The sequence below is a fragment of the Clavibacter sp. CT19 genome (assembly GCF_027858075.1).
Lineage (GTDB): Bacteria > Actinomycetota > Actinomycetes > Actinomycetales > Microbacteriaceae > Clavibacter > Clavibacter tessellarius_A.
The window spans coordinates 90,373-109,469 of sequence record NZ_JAQHYR010000009.1 but is presented as its reverse complement, the minus strand read 5'-3'; the positions used below and the strand labels follow the sequence as shown (position 1 = coordinate 109,469).

Sequence of the window (19,097 nt, the reverse complement as noted above, 5' to 3'; positions counted from 1 at the left end):
GGCGGCGGCGACGCCGCGTCAGCGGGGGAGGCCGAGGAGCGCGAGCACCTGCGCGAGGTCGCGGCGGTCGATGCAGACGTCGGCGCGCTCCCGGACGGCGGGCTTCGCGTCGAAGGCGACGGAGAGGCCGGCGACCGACATCATCTCGAGGTCGTTGGCACCGTCGCCCACGGCGACGACGCGCGACAGCGGGATGCCCAGCTCCGCGCTCCACTCCTCGACGGCCGCGCGCTTCGCCGCGGCGTCGACGACGGGGCCGGCGACCCGTCCCGTGAGGCACCCGTCGACGGTCTCCAGCCGGTTCGCGCGCCACCGGTCGAGCCCGAGGCGCTCGGCGAGCGGATCCAGCAGCTCGTGGAACCCGCCGGAGACGACGGCGACCACGTGGCCGGCGTCGTGCAGGCCCGCGACGAGCCGCTCGGCGCCCGGGGTGACGCGGATGCGGCGGCCGACGACCGCGTGCACGGAATCCGGCAGGCCGACCAGCGTGAGCACGCGGGAGCGCAGGCTCTCGGCGAAGTCGAGCTCGCCGCGCATGGCCCGCTCGGTGACGGCGGCGACCTCGTGGAGCGAGCCCGCCTCCGCGGCCAGCAGCTCGATCGCCTCGTCCTCGATCAGGGTGGAGTCGACGTCGAGCACGACGAGCATGCGCGGACCCGCGACTCGCGTGTCCGGCGCCGGCACCGCGGGACGCGTCAGGGGGAGGACGGCGCTCACGGGGTGACGCGCACGCCCTTGCCCACGACGGTGATCCCGCCGTCGGTGACCGTGAAGCCGCGCGCGCGGTCGCGGTCGTGGTCGACGCCGACGGTGGCGCCGGGCTCCACCTCGACGTCCTTGTCGAGGATGGCGCGGCTGACGACCGCGCCCGCCCCGATGTGCACCTTGTCGAAGACGATGGAGTCGACGATCCGCGCGCCCGACTCCGCGATGACCCACGGGCCGAGCACGCTGCGCTCGACGTGGGCGCCGCTGATGACGCCGCCGAGCGAGGTGATCGAGTCGATCATCGTTCCCGTGTTGCCCTGCGCGTCGCGGACGAACTTCGCGGGCGGGCTGTTGAGCTGCTGGCTGAAGATCGGCCAGTCCTTGTTGTAGAGGTTGAACACCGGCAGCGCCGAGATGAGGTCCTGGTGCGCGTCGAAGAACGACTCGATGGTGCCGACGTCGCGCCAGTAGTAGCGGTCGCGGTCGTTGGCACCGGGGACCTCGTTGCGGTTGAGGTCGTAGACACCGGCGTTCCCCTGCTCCACGAACCACGGCACGATGTCGCCGCCCATGTCGTGCGCGGACTCGGCGTTCTCGCCGTCGCGGCGCACGGCGTCGATGAGCTGGTCGGTGTCGAAGACGTAGTTGCCCATGGACGCGAGCACCTCGCCGGGGGAGTCGTCGAGGCCCTGCGGGTCCTTCGGCTTCTCGAGGAACGCGCGGATGGCGTAGGGGTTCGCGGGGTCCACGTCGATCACGCCGAACTGGTCGGCCAGCTCGATGGGCTGGCGGATGGCCGCGACCGTCGCGCCGTGGCCGGACGCGATGTGCGCGTCGATCATCTGGCTGAAGTCCATGCGGTACACGTGGTCGGCGCCCACCACCACGACGATGTCGGGCTTCTCGTCGTTGATGAGGTTGAGGCTCTGCAGGATGGCGTCGGCCGACCCGCTGAACCACCGCTTGCCGAGGCGCTGCTGCGCGGGCACGGACGCGATGTAGGAGTTGAGCATCTGGTTGAGGCGCCAGGTCTGCGACACGTGGCGGTCGAGCGAGTGCGACTTGTACTGCGTCAGCACGACGATCTGCGTCAGCCCCGAGTTGATGAGGTTGGAGAGCGCGAAGTCGATGAGCCGGTACTGGCCGCCGAACGGGACGGCGGGCTTGGCGCGGTCCGCGGTGAGCGGCATGAGCCTCTTGCCCTCGCCGCCGGCGAGCACGATTCCAAAGATCTTCTTCGATGCCATTGCACCAGCGTAGATGCACGTCAGGGCATGTACTAGCGTTCGACGAATGCGAGCAGACGTCATCACGAAGGAGTACCCGCCCGAGGTCTACGGGGGTGCGGGCGTGCATGTCACGGAGCTCGTGAAGGCCATGCGGCAGCAGACGGAGGTCGTGGTCCGCGCCTTCGGGGCGCCGCGTGACGAGCCCGGCGTCTTCTCCTACCCCGTCCCCTCGGAGCTCGCCGGCGCCAACGCCACGCTGCAGACGATGGCCGTCGACCTCGCCATCGCGCGCGACGTCGCCGGCGCCGACGTCGTGCACTCCCACACCTGGTACGCCAACCACGCGGGCCACGTCGCGTCGCTGCTGCACGGCATCCCGCACGTGGTCACCGCGCACAGCCTCGAGCCGCTCCGACCCTGGAAGGCCGAGCAGCTGGGCGGCGGCTACCGCGTCTCCAGCTGGATCGAGCGCACGGCGTACGAGGCGGCCGACGCGGTCATCGCGGTGAGCGACGGCATGAAGCGCGACATCCTCCGCTCGTATCCCGCGCTCGACGAGGCGCGCGTGCACACCGTCTACAACGGCATCGACCTCGAGGCGTGGGCGCCCGTGCACGACGAGGACCTCGTGCGCTCCCTCGGCATCGATCCGTCGCGCCCCTCGGTCGTCTTCGTCGGCCGCATCACGCGCCAGAAGGGCCTGCCGTACCTGCTGCGCGCGGCCGCGCTCCTGCCCGCCGACGTGCAGATGGTGCTGTGCGCGGGCGCGCCCGACACCCCGCAGATCATGGAGGAGGTGACGGCCCTCGTGCGCGGCCTCCAGGAGGAGCGCTCCGGCGTCGTCTGGATCGACCGTCTCCTGCCGCGTCGCGAGCTCTCCGCGGTGCTCACCGCCGGCACGGTCTTCGTGTGCCCGTCGGTCTACGAGCCGCTCGGCATCGTGAACCTCGAGGCCATGGCGTGCGGCGCGCCCGTCGTGGGCACCGCCACGGGCGGGATCCCCGAGGTCGTCGACGACGGCGTCACCGGCCGCCTCGTCCCCATCGACCAGGCGACGGACGGCACGGGCACGCCCACCGACCCGGAGCGGTTCGTCCGCGACCTCGCCGCCGCGCTCACCGAGGTCGTGGCGGATCCCGCGGCCGCGCGCCGCATGGGCGAGGCCGGCCGGGTGCGTGCCGAGCGGGAGTTCGGCTGGGACCGCATCGCCCGGCAGACCGAGGCGATCTACGCGTCGATCCTCCGCTGACCGGCCTCGCGGCCCGGGTGGCGGCGGGCCGCGCCCGGGGCCTGGGCGGATAGACTGACGGGCATGAGCCACGTCCTCTCCCTGTCCGGAGTGTCCTTCGTCCGGAACGGGACGACCATCCTCGACCACGTGGACTGGACGGTCGACGGCGACGAGCGCTGGGTCGTGCTCGGCCCCAACGGCGCGGGCAAGACGAGCCTCCTCCAGATCGCCTCGGCGATGGCGCACCCGTCCTCCGGCACCGCCACGGTGCTCGACCACGAGCTCGGCAGGGTCGACGTCTTCGAGCTGCGCTCGCGCATCGGCTTCGCGTCCACCGCCATGGCCCGCCGCATCCCCGCCGACGAGACCGTGCTCGACGTGGTGCTCACGGCGGCGTACTCGGTCACCGGCCGCTGGAACGAGGACTACGAGGACATCGACGTGCGCCGCGCCCAGCGCGTGCTCGCCGAGTGGCGCCTCGACCACCTCGAGCAGCGGAAGTTCGGCACCCTCAGCGACGGCGAGCAGAAGCGCGTGCAGATCGCCCGCTCGATCATGACGGACCCCGAGCTCCTGCTCCTCGACGAGCCCGCCGCGAGCCTCGACCTCGGTGCCCGCGAGGAGCTGCTGCAGCTGCTCGGCGGCTACGCGTCCGCGCCCGAGGCGCCCGGCATCGTCATGGTCACCCACCACGTCGAGGAGATCCCCCGCGGATTCACGCACGGGCTGCTCCTGCGCCAGGGCGCCGTGGTGGCGGCGGGGCCGCTCGCGGACGTCATCACCGCCGACAACCTGGGCCGCGCCTTCGGCCTCGAGCTCGAGGTCACGCAGGACGACGGCCGCTTCACGGCCCGCGCCGTCCGCCGCTGATCCGTCCGCGCCGCTCCTCGGCGCGCCGACCCGATCCGGGCACCCGTCTGGTAGGCTCGTCCACTGGTCCGGTGATCATCCCGGACACCCACGCTTCCCACGCAGACACCAGAAACGACGAAGGACACCCCGATGAAGACCGACATCCACCCCAAGTACGCCCCCGTCGTCTTCCGCGACCTCGCCTCCGGCGCGACCTTCCTCACCCGCTCCACCGTGAGCAGCTCGAAGACCATCGTCTGGGAGGACGGCAAGGAGTACGCCGTCATCGACGTCGAGATCTCGAGCGAGTCGCACCCGTTCTACACGGGCAAGCAGCGCATCATGGACTCCGCCGGCCGCGTCGAGAAGTTCAACTCGCGCTACGCGAACTTCGGCACCAAGAAGTAGCAGCCTCCTGCTGCACCACGAAGGGCGCCCGGCTCCGGCCGGGCGCCCTTCGTCGTCCCCGCACCGCGGCGGCCCGAGGAGCGCGGCGCCGGGGGAGCGGGCCGGATCAGCTGTCGGCGTGGCGCTCGGGCCAGGCGCCCGACGTCGTGAACGCGGGGTCGCGCGTGCGGCGCATGTAGTCCTGGAAGCTCTCCGCCTGCACGCGGGACCAGTCGACCTGGCGGTCGTGCAGATCGAGCACGGGGATGTCGAGCTGGTCCGCGTACCGGCCGGCGATGGCCTGCGCGACCCGCCCGGCGGCGATGGCGTCCGCGCCCGCGTCGTGCGCGTCGTCGAGCCGCACGCCGTAGTGCTCGGCGGCGACGGAGAGCGTGCGCTTGCCGCGGCGGTAGGTGTCCACCGCCTTGTCGATGACGAGGGGGTCGATGACGGGACCGGTGTCGCGGAGCGGCTCGACGCCGTGGCGCACGGCCTCCCGGTTGAGGAGCGTGAGGTCGTAGGGCGCGTTGTAGACCACGAGGGCGAGCCCGCGCGCGAACACCTCGCGGATGGTCGTGACGATCTCGAGCACGACCGCGGCCGCATCGCGTCCCTCGGCGCGGGCGCGCTCCGTGGTGACGCCGTGGATGGCGGCGGCGGCCGCAGGGATCTCGACGCCGGGATCCGCCAGCCAGTCGTGCCGTTCGGTGACCTTCCCGTCGGCGTCGAGCACGACGATGCACGCCGTGACGATGCGCGCGGTCTCGACGTCCACCCCCGTCGTCTCGAGGTCGAAGGAGGCGAGGGAGTGGTGCCAGCGGGAGCTCATCCTGTAGATGCTACGGGCGACCGCCGATGGCGGGCGCACCCATGTGGAGCCAGTAGAAGCTCTGCGTCGCGAGCGTGAGGGTCAGCCGGCCGTCGTCGCCGACCGTCGGGAAGACGCCGCCGCCGAAGAGGTCGTAGAGCTGCGAGCCCGCGAAGTCGGACGCGTCGATCGTGACCGACACCGGGTTGTGCGCGAAGGAGAACACGCAGAGCACGTCCTCGGCGCGGTCGCCGAAGTGGGTGCCGCTGCCCTCGTACGAGCGCACGAACGCGAGGACGCTCTCGTGGTCGGTCGGCAGCACGCGGATGGTGCCCTGGCCGAAGACCGGGTGGGCCTTCCGCACGTGGATGACGTTCCGCACCCAGTGCAGGAGCGACCGCGACTGCGCGAGCTGCGACTCGACGTTGATCTGGGCGTAGTTGTACACGAGGGACTGCACGACCGGGAGGTAGAGCTTGCCCGGGTCGGCCGTGGAGAAGCCGGCGTTGCGGTCGGGCGTCCACTGCATGGGCGTGCGGGACGCGTCGCGGTCCGGCAGCCAGATGTTGTCGCCCATGCCGATCTCGTCGCCGTAGTAGAGGAACGGGCTGCCGGGCAGCGAGAACAGGAGCGCGTGCACGAGCTCGAGCTCGGCGCGCGAGTTGTCGAGCAGCGGCGCGAGGCGGCGGCGGATGCCGATGTTGACGCGCATGCGCGGGTCGTAGGCGTACCAGCCGTACATCGCCTGCCGGTACTCCTCGCTCACCATCTCGAGCGTGAGCTCGTCGTGGTTGCGGAGGAACACGCCCCACGCGGCGGCCTCCGGGATCTCGAACGTCTCGCTCATGATCCGCTTCAGCTCGTCGGCGGTCTGCGAGCGGAGCGAGTAGAAGATGCGCGGCATGATCGGGAAGTCGAACGCCATGTGGCACTCGGGCTCCTCCTCGGTGCCGAGGAACGCGGACACCTCGCGGGGCCACTGGTTGGCCTCGGCGATGAGGATGCGGCCCGGGTACTCCTCGTCGACCATCGCGCGCAGGCGCTTGAGGAACTCGTGCGTGGCCGGCTCGCCCTCGCCGTTGCCCTCCTCGGTCTCGTAGAGGTACGGGATGGCGTCGAGGCGCAGGCCGTCGACGCCCATGTCGAGCCAGTGGCGGATGACGCCGTAGATGGCCTCGTGCACCTTGGGGTTGTCGAAGTTGAGGTCGGGCTGGTGCGAGAAGAAGCGGTGGAAGAAGAACTGGCGGCGCACCGGGTCGAAGGTCCAGTTGGACTCCTCGGTGTCGACGAAGATGACGCGGATGTCCTCGTACTTCTCGTCGGTGTCGCTCCAGACGTAGAAGTCGCCGTAGGGGCCGTCGGGGTCGGACCGGGACTGCTGGAACCACTCGTGCTGGTCGGACGTGTGGTTCATCACGAGGTCGATGACGATGCGCATGTTGCGCTCGTGCGACTTGGTGACGAGCTCCTTGAAGTCGTCGAGCGTGCCGAACTCGGGCAGCACCGACATGTAGTCGCTGATGTCGTAGCCGCCGTCGCGGAGCGGGGACTGGAAGAACGGCGGGATCCAGAGGCCGTCGATGCCGAGCCACTGCAGGTAGTCGAGCTTGGAGATGAGGCCCTGGATGTCGCCCGTGCCGTCGCCGTTCGAGTCGACGAACGACCGGATCATCACCTCGTAGAAGACCGAGCGCTTGTACCACTGCTTGTCGAGGGTGAGGCCGGGCAGGGTGATGGGGGCGGTGAAGCTCACGGTTCTCCTCAGGGGCGCGACGGGTCGTCGACGGCGGGGCGGGAAGGCTCGGGGGCAACTCTAGGCGCGCGCGGCTCGCGGCACGGCCCCCGGCGCGCCCGGGACCGGGGGCGCCCGCCGCTCGTAGACTCGACCCCGATGAACGTCCCCTCGCCCTACGCCGCCCAGCTCGACCGGATCCCCGTCGTCCGGCGCACCGCCGACGTCCTCGGCAGCCCCACCGCGTGGTGGGAGTACGGTCCCGCCGACGCGCGCGAGGTCCTCGTCGTGGTCCACGGGTTCCGCGGCGACCACCACGGGCTGGAGCCGGTGGTGGCGCAGCTGCCCGGCGTGCGCATCATCTCGCCCGACCTGCCGGGGTTCGGCGACTCCGCGCCGCTGGCGGGCGCCGCGCACGACATCCCCGGGTACGCGGCATGGCTCCGCGCGTTCGTCGACGCCACGGGCACGCGCGACGCGACCGTGCTCGGCCATTCGTTCGGATCGATCGTCGTCACGGCCGCGCTCGCGGGCGGCCTCCCGAACCCGCGGGCGATCCTCGTCAACCCGATCGCCGCCCCCGCCCTCGAGGGACCGCGCGGGATCCTCACGCGCCTCGCCGTGCTGTACTACCGCTCCGCCGCCGTCCTCCCCGAGCGCGCGGGCTTCGGCCTGCTGCGCAACCGCGCCATCGTCCGGGTGATGAGCGAGGCCATGGCGAAGACACGCGACCGCGGGCTGCGCCGGTGGATCAACGACCAGCACGACCGCTTCTTCAGCGCGTTCGGCGACCGCCGCGTCGTGCTCGAGGCCTTCCGGGCGTCCGTGTCCTCGGACGTGAGCACCTACGCGCCCCGGGTGCGCGTGCCCGTGCTGCTCGTCGCGGCCGAGCGCGACGACATCACCCGCGTGGCCGCCCAGCACCGGCTGCGCACCCTGTTCGCGGACGCCCGCCTCGAGGTCATCCCGCGCGTCGGGCACCTCATCCACTACGAGACGCCCCGGGAGGCCGCCGGCTTCATCCGCGCGTTCCTCGACCAGGGGAGCGCCTCATGAGGCTCGTGTTCGACTGCCGGTACACGCGCGTCGGCCGCCACGACGGGATCAGCCGCTACGGCGCCGAGCTCGTCGCCCGGCTGGGCGAGCGCTTCGACGTGACCATGCTCATCAGCGACCACCGCCAGCTCGCCCTCCTGCCCGACCTGCCGTGGCAGCTGGTGAGCGCGCCGACCGGCGCCCGGGAGCCGTGGATCGCCCGGCGCATCGCCCGGCTGCGCCCCGACGTGGTCTACAGCCCCATGCAGACGATGGGATCCCGCGGACGCGACTACCCGCTCGTGCTCACGCTGCACGACCTCATCTACTACCGCCACCGGCGTCCACCGCGCGACCTGCCGGCCGGGGTGCGCGCCCTGTGGCGCGCGTTCCACCTCGCCTGGTGGCCGCAGCGGCTGCTGCTCGACCGGGCCGATGCGATCGTGACGGTCAGCGAGACGACGCGCGGGCTGATCCGCCGCCACAAGCTCACCTCCCGTCCCGTGGTCGTCGTGCCCAACGCCGCCGAGCTGGAGCCCGCGCCCGACGGCGCGCCCGACGGCCCCCGTGACGCCCCCGCCGAGCGCACCCTCGTGTACATGGGCTCCTACATGCCGTACAAGAACGTCGACACCCTCGTGCGCGCCGCCGACGACCTGCCCGACCACGAGCTGCACCTGATGAGCCACGTCTCCGCACCCGAGCGCGCGCGCCTGGAGGCGCTCGCCGACGGCGCGCGCCTCGTGTTCCGCGAGGGTCCGAGCGACGAGGAGTACGCCCGGACGCTGCGCCGCGGCACGGCGCTGCTCACGGCATCGCGCGACGAGGGCTTCGGCATCCCCGTCATCGAGGCGATGAGCGTCGGGCTCCCCGTCGTCGTCAGCGACATCCCGATCTTCCGCGAGATCTGCGGGGACGCCGCCGTCTACGTCGACCCGGACGATCCCGAGGGCTTCGCCGCGGCGGTCCGCGCCCTCGAGGACCCCGCGGAGTGGCGCCGTCGGTCCGCCGCGTGCGTCGCCCGGGCCGCCGCCTACGACTGGGACCGCTCCGCCTCCGCGCTCGGGGACCTGCTCGTGCAGGTCGCCCGGCCGAGGACTCCCTCGGCCTGATCCCCCGCGGGGATCCGACGGCTCAGGCGGGCCGGGCCTCCGATGACGGGGCGACGGCGGCGAGCTCCGCGACGCCGCCGAAGCGCAGCAGCGACAGCGTCCCGTCGATCACGCCGAAGGTGTGCGCCGAGCCGTTCTCGATCATGGGGCCCGGCCGACCGAGGAGCGAGGGGTCGAGGCTCCGGGCGAGCGCCGCGATCACGCCGCCGTGCGACACCACGATGAGCGATCCGCCCGGGTGCTCCTCCGCGAGGCGCAGCAACGCTCCGCCGGCCCGCTCGGTGACGGACTCCACGGTCTCGCGGCCGGGGACGTCGCCGTCCGGGAAGCGCGCCTCGATCTCGGAGTGGGTGAGCCCCTCCGCGAGGCCGTAGCGGCGCTCGGCCAGCGCCGGCTCCGGCAGGGGACCGGCGGTGGGGGAGCCGCCGAGCGCGAGGTGCTCGACGATGATCGACGCGGTCTCGAACGCGCGCCCGAGCGGGCTGGCGTGCACGGCATCCCAGCCGGCGCCGCCGTGCGCCGCCTCGGCGAGCAGCGCCCCCGCGGTGGCGGCCTGGGCGCGGCCGGTGTCGTCGAGCGGGATGTCGCTCGATCCCTGCACGCGCCGCTCCACGTTCCACGCGGTGCGGCCGTGGCGGACGAGCACGATGCGCGTCACGACGCGAGCTCCGTCGCGATGGCGCGGAGGGTCTCGCTGGTGCCGCCCTCGAGGCGCACGGTGGCACGCGTGTCGCCCTTGGTGATGCCGCGGTTGAGGATCACGATCGGCATGCGGCTCCTCCGGGCGATCTCGAGCAGTCGGATGCCGGAGTTCACGGCGAGCGAGGAGCCGGCGATGAGGAGCACGTCCGCGTCGGAGACGATGGCGCTCGCCTCCTGGAAGCGCTCGGTGGGCACCAGCTCGCCGAAGAACACCACGTCGGGCTTCAGCATGCCGCCGCAGACGCTGCACACCGGGATCCGGAAGCGGTCGACGTCGTGCACCTGGGCGTCGCCGTCGGGGTTCAGCTCCACCGCGTCGGGCTGGTCGAGCCACGGGTTCTCCGCGCTGATGCGGTCGGCGATCGCCGACCGCGCGTACGCCTGGCCGCAGTCCAGGCAGAGGACCCGGTCGAGCGACCCGTGCAGGTCCACCACGCGGCGCGACCCGGCGCGCTCGTGCAGGCCGTCGACGTTCTGCGTGACGAGGCCCGACACGACGCCGGCGCCCTCGAGGTCGGCGAGCGCGGCGTGCCCGTCGTTGGGGCGCGCGGAGCTGAACGCCTTCCAGCCGAGGTGCCCGCCCGCCCAGTAGCGGCGGCGGAAGTCGTCGCCCTCGCTGCGGAACTGCTGGAACGTCATCGGATTCCGCTTGGGGGCGCCCTCGCCGCGGTAGTCCGGGATGCCCGAGTCGGTGCTGAGGCCCGCGCCCGTGAGGACCGCCGTGCGGCGGCCGCGCATCAGCTCGACGGCCTCGGCCACGGTGGATCCCGCGGGGGGCCGGGGATCGTCGCGGAGAGCGGTGCTCATGGGGCCTCCCGGTGGCGCACGGACACCCCATCCTGTCGGCGGGCGACGACGGGGCAGGGCATCATTGTCCTGCCGAGTCTAGACAGCGCACCCCCGCGATGGCTCCGCGCGAGCAGCACCGCCCCGCCCGGCGGACGGAGAGGATCGGCGTGCACATCCACCGCATCGAGGACCTCGACGCCCCGGGGCTCGAGGACTACTCCCGGCTCACCGACGTGGCGCTCCGCCGCGTGAGCGAGCCGGCGGGAGGCCTCTACATCGCCGAGTCGACCAAGGTCATGGGACGCGCGCTCGCCGCGGGCCACGTGCCCCGCTCCGTGCTGCTGCAGGAGCAGTGGCTCGACGACGTCACGCCGCTCCTCGCGGACTTCCCCGACGTGCCCGTCTTCGTGGGGGAGGCCGCGGTGCTGGAGCGGCTCACCGGGTACAACCTGCATCGGGGAGCGCTCGCCGCCATGCACCGACCGGCGCTCCCCGCGGTCGCCGACGTGCTGCGCGACGCCCGACGGGTGGTGGTGCTCGAGGACGTCGTCGACCACACCAACGTGGGCGCCATCTTCCGCGCCGTCGCCGGCATCGGGGCCGATGCCGTGCTCATCACCCCGCGCTGCGCCGACCCGCTCTACCGCCGGAGCGTCAGGGTCAGCATGGGCACGGTGCTGCAGGTGCCGTGGACCCGGCTGCCCGAGTGGCCCGAGGCCGTCACGCTCCTGCACGAGGCCGGCTTCCACCTCGCCGCGCTCGCGCTGGAGGACGACGCCGTGACGCTCGACGCCTTCGCGGCGGATCCACCCGAGCGCATCGCGCTCGTGCTCGGCACCGAGGGCGACGGCCTCAGCCGCGCCGCGCTCCGCCACGCGGACTCGACGGTCGTCATCCCGATGCTGCACGGCGTGGACTCCCTCAACGTCGCCGCGGCGAGCGCCGTGGCGCTGTACGCGCTGCGGGTGCCCGCGTGAGCCGCGCCCGCCTCCTCGTCCTCACCGGGGTCGCGGCCGCGCTCCTCGTCTCCGGCGGCGTCTACGTCCCGGTCAGCCTGACGGCGGATCCGCCGGCCGCGGTCGCGCAGGTCGAGGCACCCGATCCGATCGTCAACGTCCTCACGCCCGAGGCCTGGCCGGGCGCGGGCGTCTCCGCGGTCGGCGCCGTCGGCTTCGACGGGGTCCTCGCGACCGACGACCCGGCGCCCGTGTCGCACCCCATGGCGAGCATCACCAAGATCGTGACCGCGCTGGTGGTGCTGCAGGCGAAGCCGCTCGCCCCCGGCGAGGACGGTCCGCAGGTGACCTTCACGGCCGAGGACGAGGCCCTGCGCGCCGAGATCCTCAAGCAGGACGGTACCGTCGAGCCGGCCGTGCCGGGCACGAGCCTCGCGCAGCGACACCTCCTCGAGGGCGCGCTGCTCGCGAGCGCGAACAACTACGCGGCGTCGCTGGGCGTCTGGGCGTACGGGTCCAACGACGCGTTCGTCGCCGCGGCGAACGCGTGGCTCGCCGAGCACGGGCTGACCGGCACGCACGTCGCCGACGCCATGGGCCTGTCACCCGAGACGGTGAGCACGACCCCCGACCTCGTGCGCATCGGCGAGATGGCGCTCGCCGACCCCGTGCTCTCCGGGATCGTCAACCAGAGGAGCGCGGACCTCCCGGGCGTGGGCACCATCCAGAACCGCAACATGCTCGCGTCGGTGCCGGGCTTCCGCGGGATCAAGACCGGCACGCTCGAGCAGGCGGGCAAGTGCCTGCTCTGGGCGGTGGACACGCAGGTGGGCGACCGCGACGTGACGATCGTCGGGGTCACGCTCGGTGCCCGCGACCACGCGGAGCTCGCCCGGCAGGTGCTCGCGCTCCTGCCCACCGTGACCGCGAACATGCACGTGGTCCAGGTCGCCACCGCCGGGGAGCCGTTCGCCGACTACGCGACCCCCTGGGGCGCCACGGCGCAGGCCGTCGCCACCGAGGACGAGACGCTGCTGGTGTGGGGCGACACGCCTGTGACCACGACCGTGGCCGCGCGCGGCGCGAGCGAGGGCGACGCGGGGGACCCGGTGGGCACCGCGACCGTCACCGCCGGCGCGCAGAGCGTGCAGGTGCCGCTGGCGCTGGACCGCGCGATCGCCGGACCCGACGGCTGGTGGCGGCTGGGCAACCCGGGGGAGATGCTCGGCTGACGCCGGGCGCCCGCGGCCCGGTCGGCCCGATCGGCCCTGCCGCGCCCGCGGCTGCCGCGGTCAGCCGTCCGCGTCGACGCGCGTCCACGGCGACGCGTCCGGCCGCTTCGCCGTGCGCCCGTCGCCGGAGGACTGGTGACGGAGCCGCCGCAGCACCCACGGCACGAAGTACGAGCGCGCCCAGTCGATGTCGCCCGCGCGCGCCTGCCGCCACGTGCGCGCCGGGAGCGGCTCGGGCTTGCGGGGCTCGAGGTCGTTCTCCACGGCGAGCGCGGCGAGCACCATGCGCGCGACGGTGTGGTGGCCGAGCGGCGCGAGGTGCAGCCGGTCGACGTCCCACATGCGGGGGTCCTGGATCTCGGTGAGCGACCACTGGTCGGCCACGATGCAGTCGTGCCGGGCCGCGATGGCGCGGATGTCCTCGTTGTAGATCGCGACCTTGCCGCGGAGGCGCCCGAACACGGGCGAGAACTTGACGTCGGTGCCCGTGAAGAGCACCACGGTCGCGCCCTCGGAGGAGAGGCGGGCGACCATGCCGTCGAGGCGGTCCGCGAGCCGGTCCGGATCCGCTCCCGGCCGGAGGATGTCGTTGCCGCCCGCGGAGAGGGACACGAGGTCGGGGTGCAGGGCCAGGGCCGGCTCGACCTGCTCGTCGGCGATCTGCGCGAGGAGCCGTCCGCGGATGGCGAGGTTCGCGTAGGAGAAGCCCTCGACCTGATCCGCGAGCACCTCGGCCACGCGGTCCGCCCAGCCCCGGTGCCCGCCCGGGCTGCCCGGCTCGGGATCGCCGATGCCCTCCGTGAAGGAGTCGCCGAGGGCGACGTAGCGGCGCCAGGGGTGGGGCTCGGTCATGCGGTTCCTTCCGGGTGGGGCGCCTCCCATCATAGGAACGGCCTCCCGCCGGGGGTCGCGTCCGCGGCGCGGGAATGACCGCGGCGACGAGTTGGTTGAGCCCTCAAGCAACTGTTCCACACCGAGCGAACCCGAGGACCCATGCCCGACCTGCTCTCCGCCGACACGACCATGGGGCCCGTGACCCTCCTGGTCCGCGACCTCGACGCCATGACCGCCTACTACCGCGACGCCGTCGGCCTCGACCTCGTCGCCGAGGGCCGGGGGTCCGTGATGCTCGGCCGGGGGAGCGCCCCCGCCGTGATCCTGGAGACCGGGCACGGCCTCGACCTGCCGAGCCCCGGGGACGCCGGCCTCTTCCACACGGCCGTGCTCTTCGACACCCCCGCGGCCCTGGCGCGCTCGGTCGCCTCCGTGGCCCGCCGAGCACCGGGCACGTACGCGGGCAGCGCCGACCACCTGGTGAGCCGGGCCTTCTACTTCACCGACCCCGAGGGCAATGGCGTCGAGCTCTACACCGACCGCCCGCGGGACGAGTGGACGTGGGAGGACGGGCACCTCGTCATGGGCACGCTGCACCTCGACCCGAACGCCTACCTGCAGCAGGAGCTCGCGCCCGTCGCGTCGGCCGCCGACGACGCGGCCGGCATCGGGCACGTGCACCTGCAGGTCGGCGACACCGGGACGGCGCACGCGTTCTACGTCGACGCGCTCGGCTTCGAGCTGGTCGCCGGGGCGCACGGCTCCGCGATCTTCGTCTCGGCCGGCGGGTACCACCACCACATGGCCATGAACACCTGGAACAGCCGGGGCGCGGGTCGGCGTCCGGCGACGCTCGGGCTCGGCACCGTCCGCATCGAGGTGCCCACGCGCGACGAGGTCGAGGCCGTCGACGCGCGGCTCCGCCACGCGGGCGTGGCCACGCGGGACGACGGGCGCGCGCTCGCGTTCGAGGACCCGTGGGGCAACGCGCTGGTCCTGTCGGCCGGCTGAGCGGCGGGATCCGGGCCCCCGGGCTCCCGTCCGCGCGGGGGAGGATGGGCGCATGACGCCGGCCGACCCGCTCGATCCGCACGCGCTCCTCGACGACGCCCTGCTCGAGCGGATCCGCTCCCGGGCCGCCGGCTACGACGAGCGCGCCGCCTTCTTCACGGAGGACCTGGCGGAGCTGCGGGAGGCGGGGTACCTGCGCCTCCTCGTGCCGCGCGACCTCGGCGGATCCGGCGCCTCGCTCGCGGACGCCGTGCGCTGCCAGTCGCTCCTCGCGGAGGCCGCTCCCGCGACGGCCCTCGGTGTCGGCATGCACCTCGTCTGGACGGCCGTCGCGCGGATCCTCGCCGACCGCGGCGACGACTCCCTCCGCGGCGTGCTCGAGGACGCCGCCCGCGGCGAGGTGCTCGCCTTCGCCATCAGTGAGCCCGGCAACGACGCCGGCCTCGGCGACGCCCGCACGCGCGCCGTGCCCGACGGCACGGGCGGCTACAACTTCACGGGCACGAAGGCGTCCGCGAGCATGTCTCCCGCGTGGACCCGGCTCGGGCTCTTCGGCCGGGACGACCTCGATCCCGAGCGGCCGCTCCTCGTGCACGCGTTCGTGCGCCGCGACGCGCCCGGCCTCGAGATCGTCCAGGACTGGGACACCCTCGGCATGCGCGCGACGCGCAGCGACAGCGTCGAGCTGCGCGACGTGCACGCGCCCGCCGCCGACGTCGTCCGCCGCCGCGAGCCGGGACGCCGCGACGACCCCTTCGCGCTCGCGGTCCTCCAGGCCTTCGAGCTGCTGATCGCGTCCGTGTACGCGGGGCTCGGCCGGCGCGCGCTCGACCTCGCGGTCGCGTCCGCACGGAGCAGGACCTCCCACGCCGCGGGCGGGGCGTCGCTCGCCGTCGACCCCGCCGTGCGCGCGCTCGTCGCCGAGGCGGCCCTCCAGCAGGACGCCCTGGCCCCGCAGCTGCGGGCGCTCGCCGAGGACGTGGACCGCGGCGTCGACCACGGCGACCGGTGGCCGTCGCTCCTCGTGGGCGCCAAGGCCCGCGCCACGCGCACCGCCGCGGACGTCGTGCGCGCGGCCGTCGGCGTCGTGGGCGGGTCGTCGTTCCGCACGGGCGACGAGCTGGGCCGCCTGCACCGCGACGTCCTCGCCGGCGGCTTCCACCCGCCGAGCGACCGGCAGGCCGCCGAGACGCTCGCGACGGCGCTCCTCGGGCCCGGCACCCGACCCTCCTGACCGCGCGCCGGGCACCCGCTCGACGCGCGCCGACGGCCGTCGGAGGCGACGCGCCCGGCTGTCGGCCGGGCGCCGGATCCGCCGGACGGGGAGCGTCGGGACGCGTCGCCGACGGCCGTGCGGATCCGCTGCCGCCGTCCGCCCCGACGGGGGCGCGGACCGTCGGGTCGATCGCCGCGGGCGGGTATCGTGAGGTCGAGTGAGCACCCTGCCGTCCCCTCCTCCGCACGTCGGATCCGCCGCGGCCGAGCACCTCTCGCCGGCCTTCCCGGAGCGGGCCGCCTGGGGCACCGTCAGCAAGCTGCGCGCGTGGCAGGAGGAGGCCCTCACCGCCTACTTCGAGAACGAGCCGCGCGACTTCCTCGCCAACGCGACGCCGGGCGCCGGCAAGACCACGTTCGCGCTCCGCCTCGCCTCCGAGCTGCTGCACCGCAAGACGATCGACCGGATCACCGTCGTCGCCCCCACCGAGCACCTCAAGAAGCAGTGGGCCGACGCCGCCGCCCGCGCAGGCGTCCGCCTCGACCCGATGTACAGCAACTCCTCCGGCGCCCTCGGCCGGCACTACCACGGGGCCGCCGTCACGTACGCGCAGGTCGCCGCCAACCCGTACCTGCACAAGACCATGACCGAGTCGAGCCGCACGCTCGTGATCCTCGACGAGGTCCACCACGGCGGCGACGCGCTCAGCTGGGGCGACGCGATCCGCGAGGCCTTCGAGCGCGCGACCCGCCGCCTCTCGCTCACGGGGACGCCCTTCCGCTCCGACACGGCGCCCATCCCGTTCGTCAGCTACCTGCGCGACCACCGCGGCGTCCGCCTCTCGCAGACCGACTACGACTACGGCTACGGGCGTGCGCTCGCCGACGGCGTCGTCCGGCCCGTCATCTTCCTCGCGTACGCGGGCAGCATGCGCTGGCGGAACAAGATGGGCGACGAGATGGAGGCGCAGCTCGCCGAGGGCAACACCAAGGACATCACCTCCCAGGCGTGGCGCACGGCCCTCGCACCGGACGGCGAGTGGATCCCGCAGGTGCTCGCGGCCGCCGACCGCCGCCTCACCGAGGTGCGGCAGTCGATCCCCGACGCGGGCGGCCTCGTCATCGCGACCGACCACACCACCGCGCGCGCCTATGCCGCGATCCTGCAGCGGATCAGCGGACAGCCCGTGACCCTCGTCCTCTCCGACGACGTCGAGGCGAGCGCCAACATCGACCGGTTCTCCGCGGGCACCTCCCGGTGGATGGTCGCGGTGCGCATGGTGTCCGAGGGCGTCGACGTGCCGCGGCTCGCCGTCGGCGTGTACGCCACCAGCGCGTCCACCCCGCTGTTCTTCGCGCAGGCCATCGGCCGCTTCGTGCGCGCCCGACGCCGGGGCGAGACGGCGTCGATCTTCCTGCCCAGCGTCCCCAACCTCCTCGTGCTCGCCAACGAGCTCGAGCGCCAGCGCGACCACGCCCTCGACCGCGACTCCTCGAAGGAGGGCGACCTCTACAACCCCGAGGACGCCATGATGGGCGAGGCCAACCGCAGCGAGAAGGGGTCCGACTCGCTCCTCAGCGAGTTCTCCTTCGAGGCGATGGGGTCCGAGGCCACCTTCGACAAGGTCCTCTTCGACGGCGCCGAGTTCGGGCAGATGGCCGACGTCGGCAGCCTCGAGGAGGAGGAGTTCATCGGCCTCCCCGGGATCCTCGAACCCGAGCAGGTGCGCGAGCTCCTCGCCCAGCGGCAGCACCGGCAGTCGAAGCACGCCAGCGAGCGCGAGCGCAAGCAGGCCGAGAGCGGCGCGCCCAAGGACCCGGACGACATCCCGCTGTACCGCACGCTCAAGGAGCAGCGGCAGCTCCTCAACAGCCTCGTCGGGATGCGCGCCAAGCTCCACGGCGAACCGCACGGGCTCGTGCACGCCGAGCTCCGCCGCGTGTGCGGCGGGCCGGCCGTCGGCCAGTGCAGCGTGACGCAGCTGCAGCAGCGCATCGACCAGCTCCGCCGGTGGATGCGCAGCTGACGCGCCCGATCCGTCGGGGGCAGCTCCGCCGGTGGATGCGCAGCTGACGCGCCCGATCCGTCGGGGGCAGCTCCGCCGGTGGATGCGCAGCTGACGCGCCCGATCGGTCGGGGGCAGCTCCGCCGGTGGATGCGCAGCTGACGCGCCCGATCCGTCGGGGGCAGCTCCGCCGGTGGATGCGCAGCTGACGCGCCCGATCGGTCGGGGGCAGCCCCGCCGGACGCGCGGCTAGGGCTCCGTCACGAAGCCGTGGTCGACCATGAAGCGGTACGCGACGTCCGCGGGCTCCTCGCCCTGGTCGTCCACCTCGAGGTTCATCTCGCGGAGCGCGTCGTCGGTGATCTCGGGGGAGATCCGGTCGAACACGTCCTGCAGGCCCGGGTACTCCGCGAGCGTCGCGCTGTCGAGGACGGGCGCCACGTTGTACGCGGGGAAGAAGCCGAGGTCGTCCTGCAGGATGCGCAGGCCGAGCTTGTCGATGCGCCCGTCCGTCGTGTACACCTCGCCGAACTGGCACGTGCCCCGGTCCGCCGCCGTGTACACCGCGCCGGTGTCGAAGATCGAGACGTTGCCGTCCGGGACGCCGTCCGCGGATCCGCGCGGGATGCCGTACGCATCCAGGAGCGGCGAGAGGCCGTCGCTGCGGGAGTTGAACTCCGCCTCCACGCAGAACGTCCGCTTGTCGACGGGCAGGTCCCGGATCTGCGACAGCTTCGTGATCCCGAGGCGTTCCGCCTCCTCGTCGCGCATGGCGAGCGCGTAGGTGTTGTTGAGCGGCGCGGGCGTCAGCCAGGTGAGGCCGTTCGCGGCGTCGGCGTCACGCACGGCCTCGTACTGGGCGCGCTGGTCGGCGATGCCGGACTTCTGGCCGAGGTAGCTGAGCCACGCCGTGCCCGTGTACTCCCACGTCATGTCGGCGCCGTGGCTCGTCATGAGCTCGCGCGCCGGCACGCTCCCCGGGACGTTCGTCTCGTCCGTCACCCGGAAGCCCGCGGCCCGCGCGGCGATGACCGCGATCTTGCCGAGGATGAGCTGCTCGGTGAAGTTCTTGGACGTGACGGTGAGCGAGGCGCCCGGCGGCAGGTCGAGCGGGCGGATGGAGCCGGGCGCCGCATCCGGCGCGTAGGCGGTGGCGGGCTGCAGGCCGCACCCCGTCAGGGTCGCGAGCGCGGCGACGACGAGCGCGGGGGCGGCAAGCGCCCGGCGACCGCGGGCGGAGCGGGGGAGGAGCGGCACG

Annotated in this window: 18 protein-coding genes; 10 read left to right on the top strand and 8 right to left on the bottom strand. The window is 73.4% G+C overall.

Annotation, left to right across the window (positions count from 1 at the left end; translation table 11 throughout):
* Positions 1 to 18: 18 nt before the first annotated feature.
* Positions 19 to 717 (bottom strand): phosphoserine phosphatase SerB, encoded by a 699-nt coding sequence (serB, locus tag PED38_RS12130; protein ID WP_414747915.1) that lies wholly within the window; start codon positions 715 to 717, stop codon positions 19 to 21.
* Complete coding sequence (locus PED38_RS12125; protein WP_063071806.1) at positions 714 to 1,955, bottom strand: glucose-1-phosphate adenylyltransferase; 1,242 nt, start codon at positions 1,953 to 1,955, stop codon at positions 714 to 716. The genes serB and PED38_RS12125 overlap by 4 nt, the downstream gene beginning before the upstream one ends.
* A 46-nt stretch (positions 1,956 to 2,001) precedes the next feature.
* Between PED38_RS12125 and glgA the strand changes: the two genes are divergently transcribed.
* The 3 genes from glgA (at position 2,002) to PED38_RS12110 (ending at position 4,428) form a co-directional block, all read left to right on the top strand.
* Complete coding sequence (glgA, locus tag PED38_RS12120) at positions 2,002 to 3,186, top strand: glycogen synthase (RefSeq protein WP_063071807.1); 1,185 nt, start codon at positions 2,002 to 2,004, stop codon at positions 3,184 to 3,186.
* Between the two features lie 63 nt (positions 3,187 to 3,249).
* Positions 3,250 to 4,038, top strand: a complete 789-nt coding sequence (locus PED38_RS12115) for an ABC transporter ATP-binding protein (RefSeq protein ID WP_270981468.1) — start codon at positions 3,250 to 3,252, stop codon at positions 4,036 to 4,038.
* Positions 4,039 to 4,170: 132 nt separating this feature from the next.
* Entirely contained in the window at positions 4,171 to 4,428 is a 258-nt protein-coding gene (locus PED38_RS12110) for a type B 50S ribosomal protein L31 (protein ID WP_063071809.1), read from the top strand.
* 106 nt (positions 4,429 to 4,534) lie between these two features.
* Here the strand turns inward: PED38_RS12110 and PED38_RS12105 are convergent, their stop codons facing one another.
* Entirely contained in the window at positions 4,535 to 5,236 is a 702-nt protein-coding gene (locus PED38_RS12105) for a 3'-5' exonuclease (RefSeq protein WP_063071810.1), read from the bottom strand.
* 10 nt (positions 5,237 to 5,246) lie between these two features.
* Entirely contained in the window at positions 5,247 to 6,968 is a 1,722-nt protein-coding gene (gene treS / locus PED38_RS12100; protein ID WP_012038402.1) for a maltose alpha-D-glucosyltransferase, read from the bottom strand.
* A 138-nt stretch (positions 6,969 to 7,106) separates the two neighbouring features.
* Here treS and PED38_RS12095 point away from each other — a divergent pair, with 138 nt between their 5' ends.
* Both PED38_RS12095 and PED38_RS12090 read left to right on the top strand, forming a co-directional pair.
* Positions 7,107 to 8,003, top strand: coding sequence for an alpha/beta fold hydrolase (locus PED38_RS12095; RefSeq protein ID WP_270981466.1), 897 nt, complete (start codon positions 7,107 to 7,109; stop codon positions 8,001 to 8,003).
* Entirely contained in the window at positions 8,000 to 9,094 is a 1,095-nt protein-coding gene (locus tag PED38_RS12090) for a glycosyltransferase family 4 protein (RefSeq protein WP_063071812.1), read from the top strand. The genes PED38_RS12095 and PED38_RS12090 overlap by 4 nt, the downstream gene beginning before the upstream one ends.
* A 22-nt stretch (positions 9,095 to 9,116) precedes the next feature.
* Here the strand turns inward: PED38_RS12090 and PED38_RS12085 are convergent, their stop codons facing one another.
* Complete coding sequence (locus PED38_RS12085) at positions 9,117 to 9,752, bottom strand: histidine phosphatase family protein (RefSeq protein WP_063071813.1); 636 nt, start codon at positions 9,750 to 9,752, stop codon at positions 9,117 to 9,119.
* Positions 9,749 to 10,603, bottom strand: coding sequence for a Sir2 family NAD-dependent protein deacetylase (locus PED38_RS12080; RefSeq protein ID WP_063071814.1), 855 nt, complete (start codon positions 10,601 to 10,603; stop codon positions 9,749 to 9,751). Before PED38_RS12080 ends, PED38_RS12085 begins: the two co-directional genes overlap by 4 nt.
* A gap of 149 nt (positions 10,604 to 10,752) precedes the next feature.
* Here PED38_RS12080 and PED38_RS12075 point away from each other — a divergent pair, with 149 nt between their 5' ends.
* Together PED38_RS12075 and PED38_RS12070 are read left to right on the top strand one after the other, a co-directional pair.
* On the top strand, positions 10,753 to 11,562 hold the full coding sequence (locus PED38_RS12075; RefSeq protein ID WP_063071815.1) for a TrmH family RNA methyltransferase: 810 nt from the start codon (positions 10,753 to 10,755) through the stop codon (positions 11,560 to 11,562).
* A complete protein-coding gene (locus PED38_RS12070) occupies positions 11,559 to 12,773 on the top strand; it encodes a D-alanyl-D-alanine carboxypeptidase family protein (protein ID WP_270981464.1) in 1,215 nt (404 codons plus the stop codon). Before PED38_RS12075 ends, PED38_RS12070 begins: the two co-directional genes overlap by 4 nt.
* A 60-nt stretch (positions 12,774 to 12,833) precedes the next feature.
* Here the strand turns inward: PED38_RS12070 and PED38_RS12065 are convergent, their stop codons facing one another.
* Positions 12,834 to 13,625 (bottom strand): SGNH/GDSL hydrolase family protein, encoded by a 792-nt coding sequence (locus PED38_RS12065; RefSeq protein WP_063071817.1) that lies wholly within the window; start codon positions 13,623 to 13,625, stop codon positions 12,834 to 12,836.
* 141 nt (positions 13,626 to 13,766) lie between these two features.
* Between PED38_RS12065 and PED38_RS12060 the strand changes: the two genes are divergently transcribed.
* The 3 genes from PED38_RS12060 (at position 13,767) to PED38_RS12050 (ending at position 17,860) form a co-directional block, all read left to right on the top strand.
* Positions 13,767 to 14,618 (top strand): VOC family protein, encoded by an 852-nt coding sequence (locus PED38_RS12060; RefSeq protein ID WP_063071818.1) that lies wholly within the window; start codon positions 13,767 to 13,769, stop codon positions 14,616 to 14,618.
* A gap of 52 nt (positions 14,619 to 14,670) precedes the next feature.
* On the top strand, positions 14,671 to 15,852 hold the full coding sequence (locus PED38_RS12055; RefSeq protein ID WP_270981463.1) for an acyl-CoA dehydrogenase family protein: 1,182 nt from the start codon (positions 14,671 to 14,673) through the stop codon (positions 15,850 to 15,852).
* Positions 15,853 to 16,051: 199 nt separating this feature from the next.
* Entirely contained in the window at positions 16,052 to 17,860 is a 1,809-nt protein-coding gene (locus PED38_RS12050) for a DEAD/DEAH box helicase (protein WP_063071820.1), read from the top strand.
* 228 nt (positions 17,861 to 18,088) lie between these two features.
* Here the strand turns inward: PED38_RS12050 and PED38_RS12045 are convergent, their stop codons facing one another.
* Positions 18,089 to 19,096 carry a glycine betaine ABC transporter substrate-binding protein gene (locus tag PED38_RS12045; protein ID WP_063071821.1) on the bottom strand — a complete coding sequence of 336 codons (1,008 nt, stop codon included), beginning with the start codon at positions 19,094 to 19,096 and terminating at the stop codon, positions 18,089 to 18,091.
* Position 19,097: the final 1 nt, after the last annotated feature.